The following is a 21,123-nucleotide window of genomic DNA, read 5'->3' as shown; positions in this document are numbered from 1 at the left end:
CGGCGGTCAAGAGCCCGCAATCCAACGGCATGTCAGAGGCGTTCGTGAAGACCCTCAGGCGCGACTACGTCCGCGTGAACCCCTTGCCGGACGCAACACGCGTGCTGCCATTGATAGGAGACTGGATCGAAGACTATAACGAGAACCACCCACACAGCGGCCTGAAATGGCGCTCGCCCCGCGAGTTCATCAGGGCCAAAACCGAAACCGCTTAGGTGTTCGGTGAAACGGGGGCTGGATCAGGTCCGTCTATGCCGTGTCAGGTTCTATTCGATTGAGCCTATGAGGATCGCGGTTCGAAGCTAGGTGTTCAGTCCCGGCAGAAGGGTCATCGGACACATCAACCGCGGCGCCGGAACAGCCTCTTTAGTACCGAAATGGCCACAGCCATGAAGCTGACGCCCTTGCTCTCGCGTACCTCGCCTCCGGACAACACCGAGTTGCAGTTGGCCACGAATTCACCAAGGATATAGTCCACGAGGCCATTTACCAGTTCAGGGCGATTGAACTGACCCAGAACGCCCTCGATGCGAAAGCGGAAGGCCACGTCGACATTCGATTTCGTTTCCACTTCACCGTGGTTGACCTTGAAGCTCAGTTCGCCCTCGACATTCGACTGGCCGCCGCGATCCTTGCCGCGACCGCTGACCTTGCCCTCGCGGGTGTCATCGTCAGCGACAAAGCGGCCGTCGCCCTCGAACCGGGCCGAGATCGGGCCGAAGCGCACGCCGACATGGCCGGCGAAATGTTCTCCGTTGGCTTCCGACAGGTCCGCGCCGGGCAGGCACCGAGCCACCGCGGGCAGATCGCGGAAATGCGCCCAGACCGCTTCGGGAGGATGGTCCAGCACCACCTTGCGGCGCACGACGGTCCAGCCGTCTTCGACCCGACTTTCGCCGGTCATCGCGGGCGTGACCTCGGCGGTCGTGTCGGGGCGGGCGGTGAAAGGGGCGAAACCGGATGCCTGGCGCGGCGCAATCGGGGTCGTGGGGCGGGCGGGAATGCCGGCCGCGTCGCGTTCCTCGATCACGTCGCGAATCGCGTTGACAATACCGATATAGCCGGTGCAGCGGCACAGGTTTCCGGACAGCTCGTTGCGGATGCGCGTCTCATCGGCGCTGTCCAGCCGCTCCACGAGGTCGCGGGCGGTCGCCATCATGCCCGGTGTGCAGAAGCCGCATTGCAGCGCGTGGTTGCGCTGGAACGCGTCGCGCAGACGGTCCATTAGTTCGTCGCCCTGCCAGCCTTCGAGGGTTTCAACCCGGCTGCCGTCGCAATCCCGGGCGAAGGTCAGGCAGGCGCGGACGGGGCGGCCGTCCACCATCACCGTGCAGGCGCCGCAGACCCCTTGTTCACAGGCCAGGTGCGTCGCGGTCAGGTTTAGCTCGTCGCGCAGGATCTCGGCCAGCTGGGTGCGCGGGGCGACCCGCACGGCGCTGTCGTTGCCGTTCACTGTCAGGCGAATGTCCAGCGGGTCGGTCGCGGTTTGTTGAGAGGCGAGGTCGGTGGTGTGCATGTTCATGCGGGCAGTACCTTTTCGATCGCGCGGCACAGGGCCGTGGTCAGCAGATGCAGCTTCACGTCATCGGCATCGGTCAGTCGGGCAGAGAGCGCGGCGCGAACCGCGTCGCGGCCGGGATGCGTGGCGCGGGCGGCGATGTCCGCGCCGAGCTCGGTCAGTATCAGCGGGGGCCCGCCAGTGGCCCCGGCGACAAGCCGTATGAAGCCGCTGTCGGGATGGACTACGAGGGCACCGATGGCATCGGCAAATTCCCCCACTTTGCGACAGACCTTGTCGTATCCCCAGAGCGCGTCGCGCATCTCGTCGCGGATTTCGATGCCGGTCAGGATGTCCTCGGGGGTCAGCACAGTGCGATAGGCCCCGAGCATGAAGCCCGCGATCGGCACCCGCCGGTCTTTGCCCGCCGCGTCTTGCACGACAAGCCCGGCATCCAGCGCGGTGAGGCAGCTCAGCCAGTCGGCGGCCGGGTCGGAATGGGCCAGTGACCCGCCGATGGTGCCCTTGTTGCGCACTGCTCGATAGGCGATGCCGCGTGCCACATGGCGCATCATCGGCGGCAGGGCGATGTCGTCGGCGCCATCCTCGATCCGGGCATGGGTGACGCCCGCCCCGATGACGATGCGGCCCTTGGCCTGACGGATCTCGGACATTCCGGGCAGGAATGAGACACCGACAAGCGTCTCGGGTCGGGCCAGCCTGAGGTTCAGCATGGGGCCGAGCGACTGGCCACCGGCGAGGATCTTGGCGCCTTGGCGCAAAGCCTTGCCAGCGGTGTCGGCGTTGTCGGCGCGTAGATGCGAGAATGCGACTGGTTTCATTGTGCGGCCTCCTTCCTGGCTTGCGCGGCGAAGATCGCCGAAAGGACGCGGTGCGGGGTTGCGGGCACCTGGCTCAGCTCGACCCCGATCGGCGCCAGAGCATTGTTGATCGCGTTGACGATTGCGCCCGCGGGCGCGATGGCCGCGCCTTCGCCGACGCCCTTGATCCCGTGTCGCGAATAGGGTGACAGGGTTTCGCTATGGCCGAGTCGGAAGTGCGGCAGCTCGGCCGGCCCCGGCATGATGTAATCGGCCAAGGTCGAGGTCACCGGCTGGCCCGCGCCGTCATAAAGGGATTCCTCGAACAGCGCAGTGCCGATCCCCTGTGCCGCGCCGCCATAGGATTGTCCGTCTAGGATCAGAGGGTTCACCCGGCGTCCGCAATCCTCGAAAATGACGTAATCGAGGATTTCGGTGCGGCCGGTGTCGGGGTCGACCTCTACGATGGCCGCATGGGTGGCATAGGTGAACACGCCGGTGTCAATATCAGGCTTGTAGCCTTCAGTGACCTCCAGCCCGGTGGTTTCGACATTATCGGGCAGCAGGTCGGGGCGCAGATACCAGGTGCGGGCGATCTCGGCAAAGCTGACCGAGGCCTGGTCATTCCAGGCCACGCCGTCGCGCAGCACCACCGTATCGGGCTCACATTGCAGCAGGTGCGCGGCATGCAGCCGAATGCGACGCGCCAGTTCCTCGGCCGCCTTGGACACCGCGCCCCCCGCCATCACCATCCCCCGCGAGGCGAAGGCCCCGAACGAATTCGGCGTCCGCCCGGTGTCGCCCATCAGTACGCGCACGCGTGAGATGTCGACGTTCAGCCATTCGCAGGCGACCTGCGCGATGGTGGTCTCAAGCCCTTGGCCGAAGGAATGGTTGCCGGACAGCACATCGACAGCGCCAGATGGGTTCAGTTTGACCGTGGCCTGCTCATAGCCCGGTACCACTGACAGCCCCCAGGATCCGAAGACCTTGGCTCCATGGGCGGATTGCTCGGTGAAGCTGGCAAAGCCCAGGCCAATGAAACGACCCTCGGCCGCGGCGGCGCGTTGGCGTTCGCGGAACTGCGCGGCGTCGATCATCCGCGCGGCCTCGCGGGCGGCGGCGGGATAATCGCCGGAATCGTAGAACTTGCCGGTGATGTTGGTATAGGGCATGGCGCTGCCCTGTACGAGATTGAGACAGCGCACTTCGAGCGGGTCGCGGTCGACTGCGCGGGCGATGGCATCCATGATCAATTCGATCACGAAGCAGACCCCGGGGCGCGCCACCCCGCGATAGGGAGTGAAGGCGGGTTTGTTGGTGGCCACCGAATAGGTCCGGCAGGCATAAGCCGGGAGGTCGTAAGGGCCGGGCAGGTTGCCACCGGCCTGTGCGGCTTCGAGGCAGGCGGTGAAGGGCCAGACCGAATAGGCACCGACGTCGACCCATATATCCGCGTCCAGCCCCAAAAGCCGTCCGCTATCATCGGCATAGGCGGTGACCTTGTAGCTGTGTTCCCGGGTGTTGGCCCCGGCAGTCAGGTGTTCGCGCCGGTCCTCGGTCCAGCGGATCGGGCGGTCGGTCTTGCGGGCAACCCAGGACACCGAGAGCTCTTCGGGTTGAAGCACGCATTTGTAGCCGAAGCCACCGCCCACGTCGGGCGCAATCACCCGAACATTGGTCTGATCGAGCCCGAGGCATTCGGCGATGCCAGTGCGAATCACATGTGGAACTTGGGTCGAGGTATGGACCTGAAGCTGGTCGGCCTTGTGGTCCCAGTGCGCCAGCACGCCCTTGCCCTCCATCGGGTTCATCGCCTGGCGGGCGGTCTTGAATTCGCGCTCGAGCACGACGGTGGCCTTGGCCTTGGCCTCGCTCAGATCGCTGTCATACTCTGTGGTCAGGAAAAGGTTGTCACCCCAGTCCTCGTGCAGTAGCGGCGCACCGTCCTTTAGCGCGGTCACCACGTCGGTCACCGGAGGCAGCGGCGTGAGATCGACCTCGACCGCCTCGGCCAGGTCCTCGGCCTCGGCGCGCGTGGGCGCGATGCAGATGGCAATGCATTCGCCCACGTAGCGCACCTTGCCGCGGGCCAGCGCGGGGTAATCCGAGAGCTTGTAGCCGGGCAGGGTGGATACAGTGCGAATCGGCGCCAGGTCGGTCATGTCCTCGGCAGTGAAAACGCGGCCTTCCGCGCCTGCAGGCTTGGTGATCCGGCCGAGCGTTGCATGGGCCAGAGGGCTGCGGACGAAAGCCGCCTCCCACAAGCCCGGCAGCTTGATGTCGCCGACGAACTCTGCCTTGCCCTTCAGGTGTCGCCTGTCCTCTTTGCGCGCCACGCGCGCTCCGATGCCTGTGCCCAATGTTGCCTCCATTCCCTGCTGCGCTAGACCGAAGTGTGTTAGTTGTGGAAGGTGTGGTTGTATTACCTTGACAATAATGATCAGTATACCACTTAATTTGCAGCAAGCAATGAATTTGTGACAACGACAAGACGCCAGCCATCTGGCGCGACGCGTCTGCCCCAGTAGAAAAGGTTAAATCGCAATGAAGAACAACGTGGTGAGCGAGCAGGCCTCCATCAAGACCGTGCATCCCGAGAAGTACGCGGACCTTTGGGACCGGCCGGGTTATCTCGTGCGGCGTCTGCATCAGATCCACATCGGCCTGTTCACTCAGGCTTGCGAGGGGCTGGACCTCACCGCCGTACAGTTTGCCGTGCTTTCGGTGCTGTGTGCGGATGCCGAGATGGACCAGCTGTCAATTTCCAAGATCGTCGGCATTGACCGGACCAGCGGCGCTGATGTCATCAAGCGGCTGGTCAGTCGCGGTCTTGCCACTCGGGAACGGTCCAAGCAGGATCGGCGGGCACTTATCGTGCATATCACCGAGGCCGGTCGCCGCTTGGTGCGCGAAGTGCAGCCGCTGATGGAGGAGGCCCAGGACAGGATGGTGTTGCCACTGACCTGCGAAGAATACGAGGTTTTCATGCGAGCCTTACGCAAGATGATCGACGCGAACAACGATGCCTCCCGCGCGCCGATGAGCCAGCGGATTTAGGCCGCGCAGCAGGCCTGTCGGAATCGACTGAGACATTGTTGAGTCCCACCGATTCCGACCCAAGCGATTCAGCATGATCACGACGCACCTTGCCGCAGCTCCAGTTCGACAACCTGGCCTGTTCCTTTTGCAGAGGAACGTGCAACGCCTCGCAATTTCGTAACTTTAATACCGAATTTACATTCTTGACACATCGTTCAGTGTACTGCATGTTATTTATACAGCATACATCGCATCGCGGATTGAGGAGTCTGCGACCAAAGGGAGGATATCCAATGAAAAGACGCAATTTCCTGACGGCCACGGCGGCAGCAACGGGCGCGGGCTTAATAGCGGCCCCCTCTGTTTCCCGCGCCCAGGACGTCGTCCGCTGGCGTATGTCGACCAGCTGGCCAAACACCCTGGACGTGATGTACGGCTCTGCAGAGCTGCTGTGCGAGCGGGTCAAGGAATTGTCTGGTGGCCGCTTCGAGATCCGGGCTTTCCCGGGCGGCGAAATCGTGCCCGCGCCGCAGAACCTCGAGGCAGTCGGGCAGGGTTCGGTCGAATGCTGCCACACACTCGCCTCATTCCATGTTGGACGTGAGCCCGCCTTCGCCTTCGACGCCGGCATGGCCTTCGGTCTCAACGCCCGCCAGCAGCTGGCTTGGCTGGTGCAGGGCGGCGGCCAAAAGTTGCTACGCGACCTCTACAGCGATTTCAACGTGGTGAACTTCAACGTCGGCAACACCGGCGTGCAGATGGGCGGCTGGTTCCGCAAAGAGATCAAGTCGCTTGACGACATCAAAGGCCTGACCATGCGGATCGGCGGTATCGGCGGCAAGGTGCTGTCGAAACTCGGCGCCGTGCCGCAGCAGATCGCCCCCGGCGACATCTATCCGTCGCTGGAGAAAGGCGCGATCGACGCAGCCGAATGGATCGGCCCGCATGACGACTACCGCCTCGGTCTGCACCGGGTCGCGCCCTACTACTATTCGCCGGGCTGGTGGGAAGGCAGTGCCGCGATCACCTGTCTCGTCGGGCAAGACGCCTGGGCGAGCCTGCCGGCCGATCTCCAGGCGGTATTCGCGACCGCCTGTGCCGAGCAGTCGCGCGACATGCTGGCGCGCTATGACGCGCTCAACCCGATCGCCATTCGCAAGCTGATCGCCGAAGGTGCGAAAGTGGCCTATTTCCCGCGCGAGGTCATGGAAGCGGCCTATGCGGCGGCCCAGGAGGTCTGGCAGGAACTTTCTGACGAAAGCGCGCGCTTCGCCGAGATCTATCCGCAGTGGAAAGCGTTCCAGCAGGACGAGGTGGCTTGGTTCCGCATCGCAGAGAACGCTCTGGACGGCTTTACCACCGGCGCTGTGACGCGCAACCAGTAACACCAGCCAGTTTCGACACGATGATCCGGCGCCGCCGAATGCGGCGCCGGGGCTCTGGCCGTGTCCGAAAGGAAGCCAATGACCGCATTGCTACATATCTCGCGCGCCATTGACGGAATGAACATGGTTCTCGGGCGGATCCTGCCCTGGGCTGTCATCATCGCCGTCTTGGTCAGCGCGGGCAACGCGCTGAGCCGCAAGTTCTTTCAGGTCAGTTCGAACGCCTGGCTGGAAGCGCAGCTATATCTCTTCGGCGTGATCTTTCTGCTGCCGGCCGGGTACACGCTATTGAAGAATGGCCATGTTAGGGTCGATATCCTGGCCTCGAAACTGCCACGGCGCGTTCAGCTTTGGATCGAGATCCTTGGGGTCGTGTTCCTGATGTTTCCGGCGGTTCTCCTGATCGTTTGGTACGGCATTCCCAATTTCGTGGCCTCTTTCGAAAGTGGTGAAACATCGCCCAATGCCGGGGGGCTGGCCCGCTGGCCAGCCAAGCTTCTGGTGCCACTCGGCTTCGGTTTCCTGCTGCTGGCGGGGTTGTCACACCTGATCAAATGCGTGGGTTTTCTGATGGGCCGATGTCCGGACCCGATGCAGCCTGCCGGTTCAAGCGAGGAAGAGGAATTGATGCAGGAGCTGAAGGCCGAGCTGACCAAGGCCGATGACGAGGAAGGGGACAAGAAATGACGGCTTTTCTGATCGAAAACATCGCGCCGATCATGTTCTTCAGCCTGATCGTGCTGATGCTGCTGGGATTTCCGGTAGCCTTCTCGCTGGCCGCCAACGGCATCCTCTTTGCCCTTGTCGGGATGGAATTGGACCTTCTGTCGCCGTCGTTGCTGCAAGTCCTGCCGCAGCGCGTATTCGGTATCATGATGAACGACGTGCTGCTGGCGCTACCATTCTTCACCTTCATGGGGCTTCTGCTGGAACGCTCGGGCATGGCAGAGGACCTTTTGGAGACTGTCGGCCAGCTTTTCGGGCCGATCCGTGGCGGGCTGGCTTTCGCCGTGATCGCGGTCGGCGCGCTTCTGGCGGCCACCACTGGCGTCGTTTCGGCCTCGGTGATCTCAATGGGGCTGATCTCGCTGCCGATCATGCTGCGCTACGGTTATGACCGCAGTGTCGCCACTGGCGTGATCGCGGCCTCGGGCACGCTGTCGCAGATTATCCCGCCCTCGCTCACCCTGATCATCCTAGCCGACCAACTCGGTCGTCCGGTCGGGGACATGTATCAGGGGGCGATCATCCCGGGCCTCGTGCTGACCGGCGCCTACATGCTCTATGTCGCGTTCATCGCGCTGCTCCGGCCGCGCAAGGCGCCCTCGCTTCCAACCGAGGTGATGGCCGGACGCACGGACAAGGGCCGCTCTGGCGCGAGGTCGCTGTTGGTCGCTTTTATCATCGGTAGCATGGCGACCTGGATCGGCATGTCCCTGCTGGTGGACCCAGAGGCGACGCGCGGCGCGCGGATCGTGCTTTCCCTTTCCGGCTGGAGCCTCGTGGTTTTTGCCATTGCCTGTGTCGACCGGCTGCTGTCGTTGAACCTGCTGTCGCAGATCGCGCAGCGCACGATATTTGCCATGGTCCCGCCGCTGACCCTGATCTTCCTGGTGCTAGGCACGATCTTCATCGGGGTCGCCACCCCAACCGAAGGTGGCGCAATGGGCGCTTTGGGCGCGTTGGTGCTCGCGCTGGCCAAGCAGCGGCTGAACCTGGCGCGGTTCCAGCAGGCGATGGAGGCGACGATGCGCCTGACCAGCTTCGCGATCTTTATCCTGGTAGGCTCCACGGTTTTCTCGCTGACCTTCCGGGCAGTGAATGGCGATCTTTGGGTCGAACACCTGCTGCTGAACCTGCCGGGAGGCGAGATGGGGTTCCTGATCTTCGTGTCGGTTTTCGTCTTCATCGCGGCCTTCTTCCTGGATTTCTTCGAACTGGCCTTCATCGTCATTCCACTGATCGGCCCGGTGGCCGAAACCTTCGGGATCGACATGGTCTGGTTCGGCGTCCTGATCGCGGTGAACATGCAGACCTCGTTCATGCATCCACCTTTCGGTCTGGCGCTGTTCTACCTGCGCTCGGTGGCGCCAGCGCGGGATTATGCCGACAAAGTTACGGGTCAGAGTATCGCCAGGGTGACCACCGGGCAAATCTACCGCGGGTCGATCCCGTTCATCTGCATCCAGCTGGCGATGGTGATCTTGGTGCTGATGTTGCCGGAGATGGTCACGCATTACAAAGCCGCGCATGTCCACGATGTCGATCCGGGAAGTGTCGAGATCAACGTGGGCGGGGCGGATTACGGATCGGGCAGCCCGTTCGACTGAGCGTTTCGGCCTGTCCGGAACGCCAGGCAGGCCGAGAGAGGGCGAACTTTGTCCAGGTAAATAAGAAGTATACTGATCAAAATGTACGTCCGATCGGGCACAGCTCGTGTCGGCGGCAAAAAGGAGCAAGAGATGACCAACTATCGTATCGGACAGATTGTGCCGTCGTCGAACGTGACGATGGAAACCGAAATTCCCGCACTTCTGAGGGCGCGGGAAGCCGTGGCGGCGGAGCGGTTCACGTTTCACTCGTCGCGGATGCGCATGAAGCATGTCACCAAGGAAGAGCTGGCGAAGATGGATGGCGACAGCGACCGCTGCGCGCTCGAACTGTCGGACGCCAGGGTCGACGTGATGGGCTATGCATGCCTAGTGGCGATCATGTCGATGGGCCACGGCTATCACCGCACCTCGCAGGAGCGGCTTCAGGACGTGACCCGCGACAATGATGCCGAGGCGCCAATCGTGACCTCGGCGGGTGCTCTGGTCGAGGGCATCAAGGCGATCGGCGCGCAGAAGGTCGCGGTCGTAGCGCCCTACATGAAGCCGCTGACCGAGATGGTGGTCGAGTATATCCGCAACGAAGGCATCGAGGTGGTGACTTGGCGCGCGCTGGAGATCCAGGACAACCTGGCGGTGGCCGCCCATGACCCAATGAACCTGCCCGGGATCGTATCGGAGATGGATACCGACGAGGTCGACGCGGTGGTGCTCTCGGCCTGCGTGCAGATGCCTTCGCTGCCGGCGGTCTCGACGGTGGAGGCGCAGGTCGGCAAGCCGGTGCTGACCGCCGCCATCGCCACCACTTGGGCGATGCTGAAGGCGCTCGATCTCGACACGCGAGTTCCGGGCGGCGGCACACTGCTCTCGGGCGCCTATTGAGCGGGGGAGGGAACATGACACAGGGCTACAACATCCACGCCAACGGCATCCGCCAGCACCTGATCCGCTGGGCCGGGCCGGCGGGTGCGCCGCAGATGCTGGTGATCCCCGGCATCACCTCGCCGGCGATCACTTGGGGCTTCGTCGCCGAGCGGCTGGCCGAACGTTTCGAGGTGCATGTGCTCGACGTGCGCGGCCGCGGGCTGTCGCAGGGTGGCGATCTCGACTACACGCTCGACGCCATGGCCGATGACGCCATTGCCATCGCGAAGATCATGGACCGGCCCGTGGTGCTGGGCCATTCCATGGGCGCGCGGATCGCAATCCGGGCCAATGCGCGCGATGCTGCGCCCTTCGCGGGCCATATCCTCGTCGATCCGCCGATGAGCGGGCCGATGCGGCGGGTCTATCCGGCGAACTGGCCATGGTATGGCGACAGCATCACCCTGGCGGCGCGTGGCTGTTCGGCCGAGGAGATGCGCGCCTTCTGCCCGACCTGGAGCGACGAACAGGTCGCGCTCAGGGCAGAATGGCTGCACACCTGCCACTGGGGCGCAATCCGCACCGCTTTCGACGGGTTCCATACCGACGACATCCATCAGGACATCCCCAAGATCGACACGCCGGCGCGGCTTGTGATCGCCGGCGGCGCCACGGTGGTGGATGCCGCGGACCAGGCCGAAGTGGCGGAGCTGAACCCGGCCATCGAACAGCGCATCGTGCCCAAAGCAGGGCACATGATCCCATGGGACGACCTCGAGGGCTTCCTCGCGGCCGTGCTCGACTTCAACGCCTGAGGCCCGCGAGGCCAAGGAGAGACCACATGGACCATCAGAGTTTTACCGAGATCTGCCTGCACCAGCTGAAGATGTCGGGTGTCAAGTCCGACGAACGTCTGGTCGTGCTGACACAAGGCAACGAGCGACTGGACTACGCCGATGCCTTCATGGCCGCGGGACGCATCCTGGGCGCCAATATGTATCACATTCGGCTGACCGCACCGCCGGTCAGTGGCGCTTGGGCGGTCGGCCAGACCGGGCTCGCGGCGCTGCCCGATGCGGTCGAGGCCCTGAAGGCCTGCGACATGCTGATTGATTGCATGTTCCTGCTGTTTTCGCCCGAGCAGTTCGCCATCCAGGCCGCCGGCACGCGCATTCTGACCGCGGTCGAGCCGCCGGAGCTGCTGGCGCGGATGCTGCCCAGCCAGGAGCTGCGCGAGAAGGTCGAGATCGGCGCCGACTACTTGGCGCGCGCCAAGGTGATGCGCATCACCTCGCCGCATGGCACCGACGTGACCTACAAGCTGAACACCTATCCCACGGTGGCGGAATATGCCTGCACCGACGAACCGGGCCGCTGGGATCACTGGCCCTCGGGCTTCGTTTTCACCGGCGGTGACGACGACGGGGTCGATGGGCAGATCGTTGTGGCACCCGGCGACGTGCTGCTGCCGCAGAACATGTATGTGCGCGACCCGATCACCTACACCATCGAGAAGGGCTGGATCACCGACATCCGCGGCGGGCTCGATGCCGAGTTGGTCAAGTCATACATGGCGGGCTTTAACGACAAGCGCGGCATGGGCATGAGCCACGTGGGCTGGGGCATGAACCCCGATGCCGCTTGGCACCGCATGACCCCGGGCGAGTTCCCCGGCGGCATGGGCATGGAGCCGCGAAGCTTCTACGGCAACGTGATGTTTTCGACCGGGCCCAATAACGAGCTCGGCGGGCCCAACGACACGGCCTGTCACCTCGACATCCCGATGCGCGGCTGTTCGCTGTTCCTCGATGACGAAGCGATCGTGATCGACGGCGACCTGATGGTGAAAGAGATGCAGATGGCGCGCGACTGAGTGCGCCCCCGATCCCAATTATACCAAATTCCGGAGCAGGAATGATGTCCCAGGAACAGGTCTATGCCGAGGCCGGCTTTGGCCAAAAAGTCCCCCGCGGCCGGTGTCCCGCCATCGTCGTGGTCGATTTCACCTACGGCTTCACCGATACGCAATATCCCACCGCCGCCGACATGTCTGCCGAGATCGCCGCCACGAAGCGGCTGACCGATAGGGCCCGCGACAAAGGCCTTCCGGTGATCTACACCACCATCGCCTTCCAGCCCTGGGAGCGCGACAGCCTGCCTTGGCTGAAGAAGGCGACAGGCATGGCGGCGCTGGAGGCGGGCAGTCGGCTGGTCGAGATCGACCCGGCCACCGGCATCCAGCCCGCCGATCCGGTACTCGTCAAGCACGGCGCCTCGGCGTTTCACGGCACCAACCTGGCGGGCCTCTTGACAGGCGCGGGAGTGGACACGGTGGTGGTCACCGGCGCCACGACCTCGGGCTGCGTACGCGCCACCGCAGTGGATGCGGTGCAATCGGGCTTCACGGTGCTGGTTCCGGCCGATTGCTGCGCCGATCGCGCCCAGCGCCCTCACGACGCCGCGCTCTATGACATCGACCAGAAATACGGCGACGTCACCGACGCAGACGACATCCACACCTGGCTCGACAGCCTGGCGTGACCCGGGTGGCCCCCGGGCCGGGGGCCACCCGCCAAATGGAAATCGGAGGAAACCAATGGCATTTCTTGATAGAATCGTGACCGGGGCAGCGCTGTGCCTGCTCGGCACCGGCATCGCCCAGGCGCAGGATGTGACCCTGCGCATCGGCCATGTGGAGACGCCGCATTCCACCACCCACGTCATGCTGGAGGCCATGGCAGAGGCGGTGGCGGCTAAGACCGATGGCGCGCTCGCGCTGCAGATCTTCCCGCAGAGCCAGCTTGGCGGCCAGCGCGAGATGACCGAAGCGGTGCAGTTCGGCGCGCTCGATGCCACCGCCGGCCCGGTCGCCTTCATGGGCGGGTTCAACCCGGTGGCCTCGATCATGGACATTCCCTTCCTCTATCCGGCCAATCCGGACAAGGCTCAGGCGATCCGCGACGCCGGTTTCGCCGATGCCTTCTGTGAGAGCTTCAACGAGCTGGGCGTGACCTGCATCGGGCTCTATCCCAACGGCACCAAACAGTTCACTTCGAATGCGCCGATCACCCGGCCGGAGGAGTTTTCGGGCCAGACCTTCCGAGTGATGGAGTCCATGGTGCTGGTCGAGGCGTTCAAGTCGCTCGGCGTCACCGCCGTGCCGATCCCCTTCGGCGAACTGTACACTGCGCTGCAGACCGGCATCGTCGACGGCGAGGAAAACCCCCTCGACACGATCTACAACATGAAGTTCTTCGAGGTGCAGGAGCATCTGACCCTGTCCTGGCACGGTGCCATCGAGAACGTGATCCTGTTCAACCCGGCGGTCTGGACAGGGCTCGAGAACAGCCACCGTGCCGCCATCACCGAGGCTCTGGAAGAGACCATCCCCGGGATGATCGCCCACAAGGCCGCCGCGGGCGAGGCGTCACTGCAGAAGATCCGCGATGCCGGGCTGACGGTGCGGCAGCTGTCCGAGGACGAACTGGCGCAATTCCGCGCGGTGATGTTTCCGGCCGGTCGCGATGCCTTTCTCGACCGCGCGGGCGACAAGGGCACGGCGATCTTCGAGATCTACCAGGCGGCCTATGACAAGGTCATGAACTGACGCCGGGCGGAGGTCCGTATCCAATGGAGAGGCTGCGATGCAACGATTGCTTTCAGGTGTCCGGCTGGTCGAAAGGATCAGCGTCGTGGCACTCCTTCTGACAATGACGGTGCTGTTTGCCTTCAACGTCCTGATCCGGCAGTTCGGCGGCCCGCTGGCGGCTTCGTTCGGCTGGATCGACGAGGTGGTGCGCAGCCTGAACATCTTCCTGGTGTTTCTTGCTTCGGGGCTTGCGCTGGAAAGCGGCAAGCAGGTTGCCGTCGACACTTGGCGCAACCGGATCGCACGCCGCAGCGGGCTTCCTCTGCGGCGCATCCTCGACGCGGCCGGCATCATCTTCTGTCTCTACATGGCCTGGATCAGCGGTCGGATGGCAGCCTTCGTCTTCGGCACGGGCCAGGTCAGCGCAACGCTGGGGATCTCGACGGGCTGGCTCTATGTCGCGCCCTGCGCGGGCTTCGGACTGCTGGCGCTGCGCTATGTCGCGAGCTTCGTGGGGGCAATCGAGCGGTTTGACAGAAACGGGGAGACGGGCGAATGATCCTCGTTGCTGCCATCGGCGTTCTGGCCGCCGTCCTGCTGATTGCCGGGTTCGAGATGTTCATGGTGCTGGGCATTCCCGCGCTTGCCATCAAGGCGGGGTTCTTCGCTAGCTTGCCCGACTTGATCCTGCCGCAGCGCATGACTGCGGGCATCAACCAGACGCTTCTGCTGGCGATCCCCTTTTTCCTGTTAGCAGCCCAGCTGATGGGGCAGGGCCAGATCGCGACCCGCCTGACCGACGTGGTCCGTGCGCTTGTCGGGCATCTGCGCGGCGGGATCGGCTATACCACCATCGGCGGGGCCATGGGCTTCGGCTCGGTCTCGGGCTCGGCCCCGGCCACTGTCGCTGCCTTGGGCAAGATCCTCTACCCCGAGCTCAGGCGGGTCGGGTTCCGCGATCGGTTCGCGCTGGGCCTGATCGTGTCCTCGGCGGAAACAGCTCTGCTGATCCCGCCGTCGATCACCCTGATCGTCTATGGCTGGATCACCGGCACCTCGATTGCCGCGCTGTTTGCTGCGGGACTGGGCGTGGGCGTTATCCTAGGGCTGGCTTGCGCCGTGCTGACCATGATCGAGGCGCGACGCTCGGGCGTCAGCGGTGATCCGCGCGCCAGGCTTGCCGAGATCGGCTCGACCTTTCGACGCGCCGGCTGGGCGCTGGGAATGCCTGTACTGATTCTCGGCGGAATCTACAGCGGCCTGTTCACGCCCACAGAGGCCGCGGTCATGAGCGTCGTCTACGCGATCTTTGTCGAGATGGTCATCTATCGCAGCCTCGACCTCAAGACGCTGGCAAAGGTGGCCGAACAGGCGATTATCCAGAATGCGGTGATCTTCCTGTTGCTGGCGATCGGCACGGCACTGTCCTTCTTCATCACCCTAGCCCAGATACCCGCCACACTTATCGGCTTTCTCGACGAGATGCAGGTCGGGCCCGTGGTCTTCCTGATGATCGTGAACGTCGCCTTCATCATCGCAGGGATGTTCATCGACCCGAACTCGATTCAGCTGATGCTGGTGCCGGCGCTCTATCCGGTGGCCATGCACCTCGGTCTCGATCCCGTGCATTTCGGGATGATCGTGGCGGTCAACATCGCGCTTGGCATGGTCACGCCGCCCTTCGGGCTCGACCTTTTCGTGGCCTCGTCGACCTTGCAGAAACCGGTGACCGAGATCATCGCGGGCGTCTGGCCGTTCCTGGTCGTCAACCTCGTGGTGCTTTTGCTGATCACCTATGTGCCCGGGCTATCGACGCTCATTCCCGACCTTCTGCTCTAGAAAAAAACGCAGATCAGCCTTGCCTTCAGTAAATGTACAGTATACTGCATAATAAATAGATCGCACCTGCGATAGGAGGAGACACATGACACCCAAGATCACTTTTGAAGAGCATTTCATGGCGCCTGGTTTCGAGCGGCATTCGGAAGCCTTCCTGAAACTGATCCCGCGCGAGCAAGCCGAGATCCTGACCCGCAGGCTGGACGATTTCGAGGGCGAGCGGATCGAGGCCATGGATCGCGGCAATATCGTGCGCACCGTGCTGTCGCTGACAGGGCCGGGCGCGCAGGGCGAAGCGCCCGAAACCGCGGCCGAGGCCGCACGACGGGCCAATGACTTCCTGGCTGAAAAGGTTGCCCAGCGCCCCGATCGTCTGTCGGGCCTTGCGGCGCTGCCGATGCACGATCCGGATGTCGCGGCGGAGGAGTTGCGCCGCGCGGTGACCGACCTTGGCTTTTTGGGCTGCCTGGTGAACGGTCATACCCACGGCGTCTATTACGACGACCCGAAATACGATGCCTTCTGGACCGAGCTTGAGCGACTGGGCGTGCCGTTCTACCTGCACCCGACCAATGCCTATGCCACACCTTATGTGCTGGAGGGCCAACCGGTGCTGCATGGCGCGGTCTGGGGATGGGGGGTCGAGACCGGCAGCCATGCCCTGCGCCTGCTGTTCTCGGGCGTGTTCGATCGGTTCCCGAAGGTGAAACTCGTGCTGGGCCACATGGGCGAGGCGCTGCCCTTTCTGCGCTGGCGCTACGATTCGCGCTTCGGCGCCTACCCGATGGGGGTCGAACTGGAACTCGCTCCTTCGGCTTATTTCACTCGCAACATCGTGATGACCACCTCGGGCGTTTGCTCGCATGCCGCGCTTGCCGGGGCCTTGGGCGAGATGGGCGAGGACGGTGTGATGTTCTCGGTCGATTACCCTTACGAGGATTCCGACACGGCGGTCGAGTTCATCGAGACCGCGCCGATCGACGCGGCCACGCGCCGCAAGCTGTGCCACGACAATGCAGCGGCGCTGCTTGGCCTGCCGAAGCTGGCCGAGGGTGCGGAGGCGACGGCATGACCTGGCACTCCTCCATTCCGGCCGAAGAGGTCCGCGCCAAGGGGGCTGTCGGCGTCGAGGTGGATGGTCTCCGGCTTGGGCTGTACGCGCTCGACGGCGAAATCTTCTGCAACGGCAACATCTGCACGCATGCCTTTGCGATCCTGACCGACGGGCATGTGGTCGACGGTTGCATTGAGTGCCCGCTACACCAGGGTCTTTTCGACATTCGCTCCGGCAAGGCCATGGGGCCTCCGGTGACACGCGACATTCCCACCTATGCGGTGAAGGTCGAGGACGGCATTATCTGGATCGACACCGAGGCCCGGGCGCCGGTTACGGATGCCACCCCCGGGCGGGCCGCGGCCGCGGCCGCGCCCAAGGATTTCCGCCGCATGGTGATCGTTGGCGCCGGCCAGGCCGGTGCCGAAACGGCACGGGCCGCGAGGACGCATGGGTTTAACGGCACCATCGTGATGCTGGGCGAAGAGGCGCATCCCCCCTATGAACGCCCACCGTTGTCCAAGGACCTGTTGCTGGGGCGGACCCGTCTGAGCGACGCGCATGTCTTTGAAGCGGATGAGACCGAACGGCTCGGCATCGATCTGCGGCTGAACACCCGGGTCAGCAGCATCGACCGCGAGACCAAGCAGGTCTTGCTCGACGATGGCGAAACACTGGCTTACGACATGCTGGTGCTGGCCACCGGCGCGTCAGCCAGGCGCATCCGCTTTAAGGGGGAGGGGGCCGACACGGTCGAATTGCACTACCTGCGCGATGCCGGCGACAGCAAACGGCTGGGCAGGGCGCTGCAGCGGGCCGAAAGGGTGGCAGTGATCGGTGGCGGCTTCATCGGGCTGGAACTGGCCTCGGCAGCGCGTTCGCTGGGCAAGCAGGCCACGGTGATCGAGGCACAAGACCGGCTGCTCAAGCGGCTCCTGCCAGAAGAGGCAGGTAGTTTCCTGGCTTGGGTGGCAGAACAGAACGATGTGGCGCTGCATATCGGCACCGGGGTTGCCTCGGTCTCGGACCGGGGCGTGACGCTGAGTGACGGCACGCTGGTCGAGGCCGATTGCATCATCGTCGGCGTCGGCGCCGTACCAAATGACGACCTGGCCGCGAAGGCCGGCCTCGCCACGGCAGAGGCAGGTGGGATCATCGTCAACGCGCGCAACCAGACTTCGGATTTCGCGATCTACGCAGTCGGTGACGTGGCGGTGGCGCGCGATGAGATCTCGGGCCGAGAAGGCCGGGTGGAAAGTTGGCAGAACGCTCAGCTTTCGGCTGACCGCGCGGCGCGCGCCATCTCTGGCCAGGTTCCGGGCGCAGACGACTTGCCCTGGTTCTGGTCCGACCTGTTCGGGGGGACCTTGCAGATCGTCGGCGCCCCCGCGCCCGATCTTCGCACCGTGCGTCGCGACGGCGAGGCCCCGGCCTTCTTCTGTCTCGACGACGAACACCGCGTCGTCGCCTGTATCGACTTCGGCGATGCGGCCTTGCTGCGCGCCGCGCGCGGACTGATCGCCGGCGCGATGCCGGTCGATCCCGCACAGCTTTCCGATCCCAATGTTGATGTTGCCATGCTCGAGGAGGATGAAATGAAAATGATACCGATCGAGAAGCGGTTCGTCTGGCCCGCTTCCGGCCTGAACCGTATTCCTGACTGGGTCTACACCAGTCAGGAAATCTATGACCGTGAAGTCGAACGGATCTTCCGCGGCAAGACGTGGAACTATGTGGGGCTCGAAGCCGAGATCCCAGAAACGGGCGATTTCATCCGATCGTATGTCGGTCCGACCTCGGTGGTGGTGGCACGCGATTCCGAGGGCGGCGTCAACGTTTTCGAGAACCGCTGCGCCCACCGTGCCGCCGAGTTCTGCCGTAAGCTGCGCGGCAATGCCGAGGAATTCGTCTGCCCGTACCACGAATGGAGCTACGACCTGAAAGGCAACTTGGCCGGGGTGCCGTTCCGCCGCGGCGCCGACGGCAAGGGTGGCATGGGGCCGGACTTTCGCCCCGAGAACCACGGGCTGCGCAAGCTGAACGTGACCACCCGCAACGGCGCGATCTTTGCTTCGTTCCGCCAGGATGTCGAATCCTTCGAGGACTACCTCGGCGAGGAGATGCTCACGGATTTCGACGCAGTCTTTTCCGGGCGCGAGCTGAAGGTGCTGGGCCATTACCGCCACACGCTGGACGGCAACTGGAAGCTCTATCCCGAGAACCTGAAGGATCCCTATCACGCCACGCTGCTGCACACGTTCCTTGTCACCTTCGGCCTGCTGGTCGCGGGAAACAAGTCTGCGATGATCGTGGATCCCAAGGGCTGCCACTCGACCATGGCCTCGGCCAAGAGCGACGGCGCGGTGTCCGAGGACAATAAGTCGCAGATGCGGGCCTATCGCGACGGGATGACGCTGGAAGACACCCGGCTGATGGACTTCCACCCTGAGTTTGATAGCCCCTGGTCGGTGACCATGCAGGTGATCTGGCCCGGGCTGATCGTGCAGCGCGAGATGAACACACTTGGTGTGCGGCAGATCGTGCCGACCGGTCCGAACGAGTTCACAATGATCTGGACGATGTTCGGCTATGCCGACGATGACGAGGAAATGACCCGGCACCGTCTGCGCCAAGGCAACCTGATGGGCCCCGCGGGCTTTCTCGGGCTCGAGGACAACGAGGCGATCAAGTTCGTGCAGGACGGGATGCTGAACACGGAGGAGGGCGCGCACCTGGTGGCGCTGAACCCGGCGGTGCCGACCGGCACCTCGGATACGCTGATCTCGGAATCCGCGATCCGCTCTATGTATCAATACTGGCGCAAGGAGATGGGTCTGTGACTGTGATAGCCAACATATTCGAACCCGTATCGGACGGCGACTCGCTCGCCGCCCGCCGCGAGGCGCGCCAGGCTGTGTCCGAATTCAACGCCGCCTATTGCGCAGTGCTGGACGACGGCGACCTGAAGGACTGGCCGCGCTTCTTCACCGAGGACGCGTTCTACAACATCACCAGCCGCGAGAACTTTGATGACGACCGGCCGGTGGGCTTGGTCTATTGCGAAGGTCGCGGCATGATTTCCGACCGTGCGCTTGCAATCAGCGAGACCTCGATGTTCGGACCGCGCTATCTGCGTCATTACATCACCAATGAGCGCGTCACCGGGATCGAAAAGGACGGTTCTGTTCTGGCGGGATGCAACTACATGCTTATCGAAACCCTGTCGGAGCTTCCAGAAGGCCGATTGCACCAAGCCGGACGCATGATCGACCGGTTCCGACCGCAAGACGATGGCAGCCTACTCCTGACATCACGGATTGTGGTCTACGACACGCTGCTGGTGCCAAATGCCCTGGTTCTGCCGGTCTGACGGACAAACAAACTGATCATGAAATATCATCCGCGGAAATAGAAACCTGGCCCTGTGATACGGGGCCGGGTCCGCGAGGAACAAGATGGTCGGGCTGCTCTCATTGTGGCTCCGGCATCCTGCAAGGACGATTGGGTGTGCTCTTCCCCCTCAAAAATTGGACCGTTTGAAGCTGGAGAGGTTGTCGCAGGATTTCGGACCAGTTGCTAAGCTGTAGCGCCTGACGAAGGAACGACCACATATGACGAAGCGGAAACGCTATTCGGCGGAGTTCAAGGCCGAGGTTGCTCTTGAGGCCATCCGTGAAGAACTGACGACGGCCGAGCTGGCCAAGAAGTGAGCCGGTGAACGCCACTGGTCCGAGAGAACCGGCGAGCGCGTCCATCCGACAGTGATCAGCGGTTGGAAGAAGACGGCGATCTCGAACATGGCTTTCGCGTTTGGCGGTGAGACCCAGGAAGAGCCGCCGATCTCACCGAAGGACGTGGAAAAACTGCATGCCAAGATCGGCCAACTGGTGGTGGAACGCGATTTTTTGTCCGAAGCCTCCAGCCATATCCTCGGAACTGGAGGCAAAAAGCGGTGACGCACGAGCATCGCGATCTCAGCGTCCGGCGGCAGTGCAAACTGCTGTCGCTGGCCCGCTCAAGCCTGTATTATCACCTCCGCGGTCAAAGCGCCGAGAACTTGGCGTTCATGGAGGTCATCGACCGCCAATTCCTGGAGACGCCGTGGTATGGCTCGCGGCAGATGGCCCGTCACATGCAGCGCGAGGGGCACGCCTGTGGACGCCACCGGGTGCGGCGGCTGATGCGCCTCATGCGTCTGGTGCCGATCCGCTGCCCGGCAGGGTATTGCGCAGCAATGCCTGAGAGGGAACCAGGAGCCCAAGACCAGTCAAAAGCATCCGGAACACAAGATTTATCCGTACCTCCTCCGGGACTTGGTTATCACCCGCCCCAATCAGGTTTGGTGTACCGACATCACTTACATTCCGATGCGGCGCGGGTTCCTTTACCTGGTCGCCATCATGGACTGGTTCAGCCGGAAGGTGCTGAGCTGGCGGCTGTCGAACTCAATGGACGCCGGGTTCTGCATAGAGGCCTTGAAGGATGCGCTGGCCATATACGGTCCGCCGGAGGTCTTCAATTCAGACCAAGGTTCACAGTTCACCAGCACCGGTTTCACCGACGTGCTGCGCGACGCCAAGGTGAAGATCTCGATGGAGGCTGTAGGTGCCGGATGTAATCTCCCCAAAAGCGCCGTTTGAAAATTCCCCAGTTGGGAGCGTTCAGGGCGATTTTCGAACCTCAAATATTCGAAAATCGAAC

At 63.3% G+C, this 21,123-nt stretch carries 18 protein-coding genes and 1 pseudogene; 16 read left to right on the top strand and 3 right to left on the bottom strand.

All coding sequences use genetic code 11. The features are described 5' to 3' along the window. A partial coding sequence (locus tag VOI27_RS22510; RefSeq protein WP_323768804.1) for an integrase core domain-containing protein occupies nt 1-215 on the top strand: 215 nt, incomplete at its 5' end. Nucleotides 216-340: 125 nt separating this feature from the next. Here VOI27_RS22510 and VOI27_RS22505 read toward each other — a convergent pair. The 3 genes from VOI27_RS22505 to VOI27_RS22495 are packed head-to-tail and all read right to left on the bottom strand — an operon-like array spanning nt 341 to nt 4,658. Continuing rightward, on the bottom strand, nt 341-1,516 hold the full coding sequence (locus VOI27_RS22505) for a 2Fe-2S iron-sulfur cluster-binding protein (protein WP_323768802.1): 1,176 nt from the start codon (nt 1,514-1,516) through the stop codon (nt 341-343). 2 nt (nt 1,517-1,518) lie between these two features. Continuing rightward, nucleotides 1,519-2,340, bottom strand: a complete 822-nt coding sequence (locus VOI27_RS22500) for an FAD binding domain-containing protein (RefSeq protein WP_323768800.1) — start codon at nt 2,338-2,340, stop codon at nt 1,519-1,521. Next, nucleotides 2,337-4,658 carry a xanthine dehydrogenase family protein molybdopterin-binding subunit gene (locus VOI27_RS22495; RefSeq protein WP_323768798.1) on the bottom strand — a complete coding sequence of 774 codons (2,322 nt, stop codon included), beginning with the start codon at nt 4,656-4,658 and terminating at the stop codon, nt 2,337-2,339. Before VOI27_RS22495 ends, VOI27_RS22500 begins: the two co-directional genes overlap by 4 nt. Nucleotides 4,659-4,866: 208 nt before the next feature. On the opposite strand from VOI27_RS22495, the gene VOI27_RS22490 reads away from it, so the two are divergent. From VOI27_RS22490 to VOI27_RS22420, 15 genes and pseudogenes are all read left to right on the top strand, one after another. Next, nucleotides 4,867-5,379, top strand: a complete 513-nt coding sequence (locus tag VOI27_RS22490; RefSeq protein ID WP_323768796.1) for a MarR family winged helix-turn-helix transcriptional regulator — start codon at nt 4,867-4,869, stop codon at nt 5,377-5,379. 275 nt (nt 5,380-5,654) lie between these two features. Then, nucleotides 5,655-6,746: a TRAP transporter substrate-binding protein gene (locus VOI27_RS22485; protein ID WP_323768794.1), complete on the top strand. Its 1,092-nt coding sequence runs from the start codon at nt 5,655-5,657 to the stop codon at nt 6,744-6,746. A 78-nt stretch (nt 6,747-6,824) separates the two neighbouring features. Continuing rightward, entirely contained in the window at nt 6,825-7,433 is a 609-nt protein-coding gene (locus VOI27_RS22480) for a TRAP transporter small permease subunit (RefSeq protein ID WP_323768792.1), read from the top strand. Further along, nucleotides 7,430-9,076 (top strand): TRAP transporter large permease subunit, encoded by a 1,647-nt coding sequence (locus VOI27_RS22475; RefSeq protein ID WP_323768790.1) that lies wholly within the window; start codon nt 7,430-7,432, stop codon nt 9,074-9,076. The genes VOI27_RS22480 and VOI27_RS22475 overlap by 4 nt, the downstream gene beginning before the upstream one ends. Before the next feature lie 180 nt (nt 9,077-9,256). Next, on the top strand, nt 9,257-9,958 hold the full coding sequence (locus tag VOI27_RS22470; RefSeq protein WP_323768806.1) for an Asp/Glu racemase: 702 nt from the start codon (nt 9,257-9,259) through the stop codon (nt 9,956-9,958). 14 nt (nt 9,959-9,972) lie between these two features. Continuing rightward, nucleotides 9,973-10,755, top strand: coding sequence for an alpha/beta hydrolase (locus VOI27_RS22465; RefSeq protein WP_323768788.1), 783 nt, complete (start codon nt 9,973-9,975; stop codon nt 10,753-10,755). A gap of 26 nt (nt 10,756-10,781) precedes the next feature. Continuing rightward, nucleotides 10,782-11,813, top strand: a complete 1,032-nt coding sequence (locus VOI27_RS22460) for a leucyl aminopeptidase (protein WP_323768786.1) — start codon at nt 10,782-10,784, stop codon at nt 11,811-11,813. A gap of 44 nt (nt 11,814-11,857) precedes the next feature. Further along, nucleotides 11,858-12,481: an isochorismatase family protein gene (locus tag VOI27_RS22455; RefSeq protein WP_323768784.1), complete on the top strand. Its 624-nt coding sequence runs from the start codon at nt 11,858-11,860 to the stop codon at nt 12,479-12,481. Between the two features lie 55 nt (nt 12,482-12,536). Next, nucleotides 12,537-13,547, top strand: a complete 1,011-nt coding sequence (locus VOI27_RS22450; protein ID WP_323768782.1) for a TRAP transporter substrate-binding protein — start codon at nt 12,537-12,539, stop codon at nt 13,545-13,547. Between the two features lie 37 nt (nt 13,548-13,584). Beyond that, nucleotides 13,585-14,088 (top strand): TRAP transporter small permease, encoded by a 504-nt coding sequence (locus VOI27_RS22445; RefSeq protein ID WP_323768780.1) that lies wholly within the window; start codon nt 13,585-13,587, stop codon nt 14,086-14,088. Beyond that, nucleotides 14,085-15,368, top strand: a complete 1,284-nt coding sequence (locus tag VOI27_RS22440; protein WP_323768778.1) for a TRAP transporter large permease — start codon at nt 14,085-14,087, stop codon at nt 15,366-15,368. Before VOI27_RS22445 ends, VOI27_RS22440 begins: the two co-directional genes overlap by 4 nt. 85 nt (nt 15,369-15,453) lie before the next feature. Continuing rightward, complete coding sequence (locus tag VOI27_RS22435) at nt 15,454-16,440, top strand: amidohydrolase family protein (RefSeq protein WP_323768776.1); 987 nt, start codon at nt 15,454-15,456, stop codon at nt 16,438-16,440. Continuing rightward, complete coding sequence (locus VOI27_RS22430; protein WP_323768774.1) at nt 16,437-19,262, top strand: FAD-dependent oxidoreductase; 2,826 nt, start codon at nt 16,437-16,439, stop codon at nt 19,260-19,262. The genes VOI27_RS22435 and VOI27_RS22430 overlap by 4 nt, the downstream gene beginning before the upstream one ends. Beyond that, nucleotides 19,259-19,792 (top strand): aromatic-ring-hydroxylating dioxygenase subunit beta, encoded by a 534-nt coding sequence (locus VOI27_RS22425; RefSeq protein ID WP_323768772.1) that lies wholly within the window; start codon nt 19,259-19,261, stop codon nt 19,790-19,792. The genes VOI27_RS22430 and VOI27_RS22425 overlap by 4 nt, the downstream gene beginning before the upstream one ends. Nucleotides 19,793-20,033: 241 nt before the next feature. Beyond that, nucleotides 20,034-21,029, top strand: a pseudogene (locus tag VOI27_RS22420) (IS3 family transposase); the annotation flags it as partial. Between the last annotated feature and the right edge of the window lie 94 nt (nt 21,030-21,123).

Source organism: Marinovum sp., assembly GCF_034669705.1.
Classification (GTDB): Bacteria; Pseudomonadota; Alphaproteobacteria; order Rhodobacterales; family Rhodobacteraceae; genus Marinovum.
The sequence above is the reverse complement of the archived record's forward strand: the minus strand, read 5'-3'. Positions and strand labels throughout refer to the sequence as shown.

Coding starts and splice junctions, on each gene's coding strand:
- VOI27_RS22440 (WP_323768778.1), top strand. CDS start 14,085: ATGATCCTCGTTGCTGCCATCGGCGTTCTGGCCGCCGTCCTGCTGATT.
- VOI27_RS22485 (WP_323768794.1), top strand. CDS start 5,655: ATGAAAAGACGCAATTTCCTGACGGCCACGGCGGCAGCAACGGGCGCG.
- VOI27_RS22475 (WP_323768790.1), top strand. CDS start 7,430: ATGACGGCTTTTCTGATCGAAAACATCGCGCCGATCATGTTCTTCAGC.
- VOI27_RS22500 (WP_323768800.1), bottom strand. CDS start 2,340: ATGAAACCAGTCGCATTCTCGCATCTACGCGCCGACAACGCCGACACC.
- VOI27_RS22455 (WP_323768784.1), top strand. CDS start 11,858: ATGTCCCAGGAACAGGTCTATGCCGAGGCCGGCTTTGGCCAAAAAGTC.
- VOI27_RS22460 (WP_323768786.1), top strand. CDS start 10,782: ATGGACCATCAGAGTTTTACCGAGATCTGCCTGCACCAGCTGAAGATG.
- VOI27_RS22470 (WP_323768806.1), top strand. CDS start 9,257: ATGGAAACCGAAATTCCCGCACTTCTGAGGGCGCGGGAAGCCGTGGCG.
- VOI27_RS22430 (WP_323768774.1), top strand. CDS start 16,437: ATGACCTGGCACTCCTCCATTCCGGCCGAAGAGGTCCGCGCCAAGGGG.
- VOI27_RS22490 (WP_323768796.1), top strand. CDS start 4,867: ATGAAGAACAACGTGGTGAGCGAGCAGGCCTCCATCAAGACCGTGCAT.
- VOI27_RS22435 (WP_323768776.1), top strand. CDS start 15,454: ATGACACCCAAGATCACTTTTGAAGAGCATTTCATGGCGCCTGGTTTC.
- VOI27_RS22445 (WP_323768780.1), top strand. CDS start 13,585: ATGCAACGATTGCTTTCAGGTGTCCGGCTGGTCGAAAGGATCAGCGTC.
- VOI27_RS22450 (WP_323768782.1), top strand. CDS start 12,537: ATGGCATTTCTTGATAGAATCGTGACCGGGGCAGCGCTGTGCCTGCTC.
- VOI27_RS22505 (WP_323768802.1), bottom strand. CDS start 1,516: ATGCACACCACCGACCTCGCCTCTCAACAAACCGCGACCGACCCGCTG.
- VOI27_RS22480 (WP_323768792.1), top strand. CDS start 6,825: ATGACCGCATTGCTACATATCTCGCGCGCCATTGACGGAATGAACATG.
- VOI27_RS22465 (WP_323768788.1), top strand. CDS start 9,973: ATGACACAGGGCTACAACATCCACGCCAACGGCATCCGCCAGCACCTG.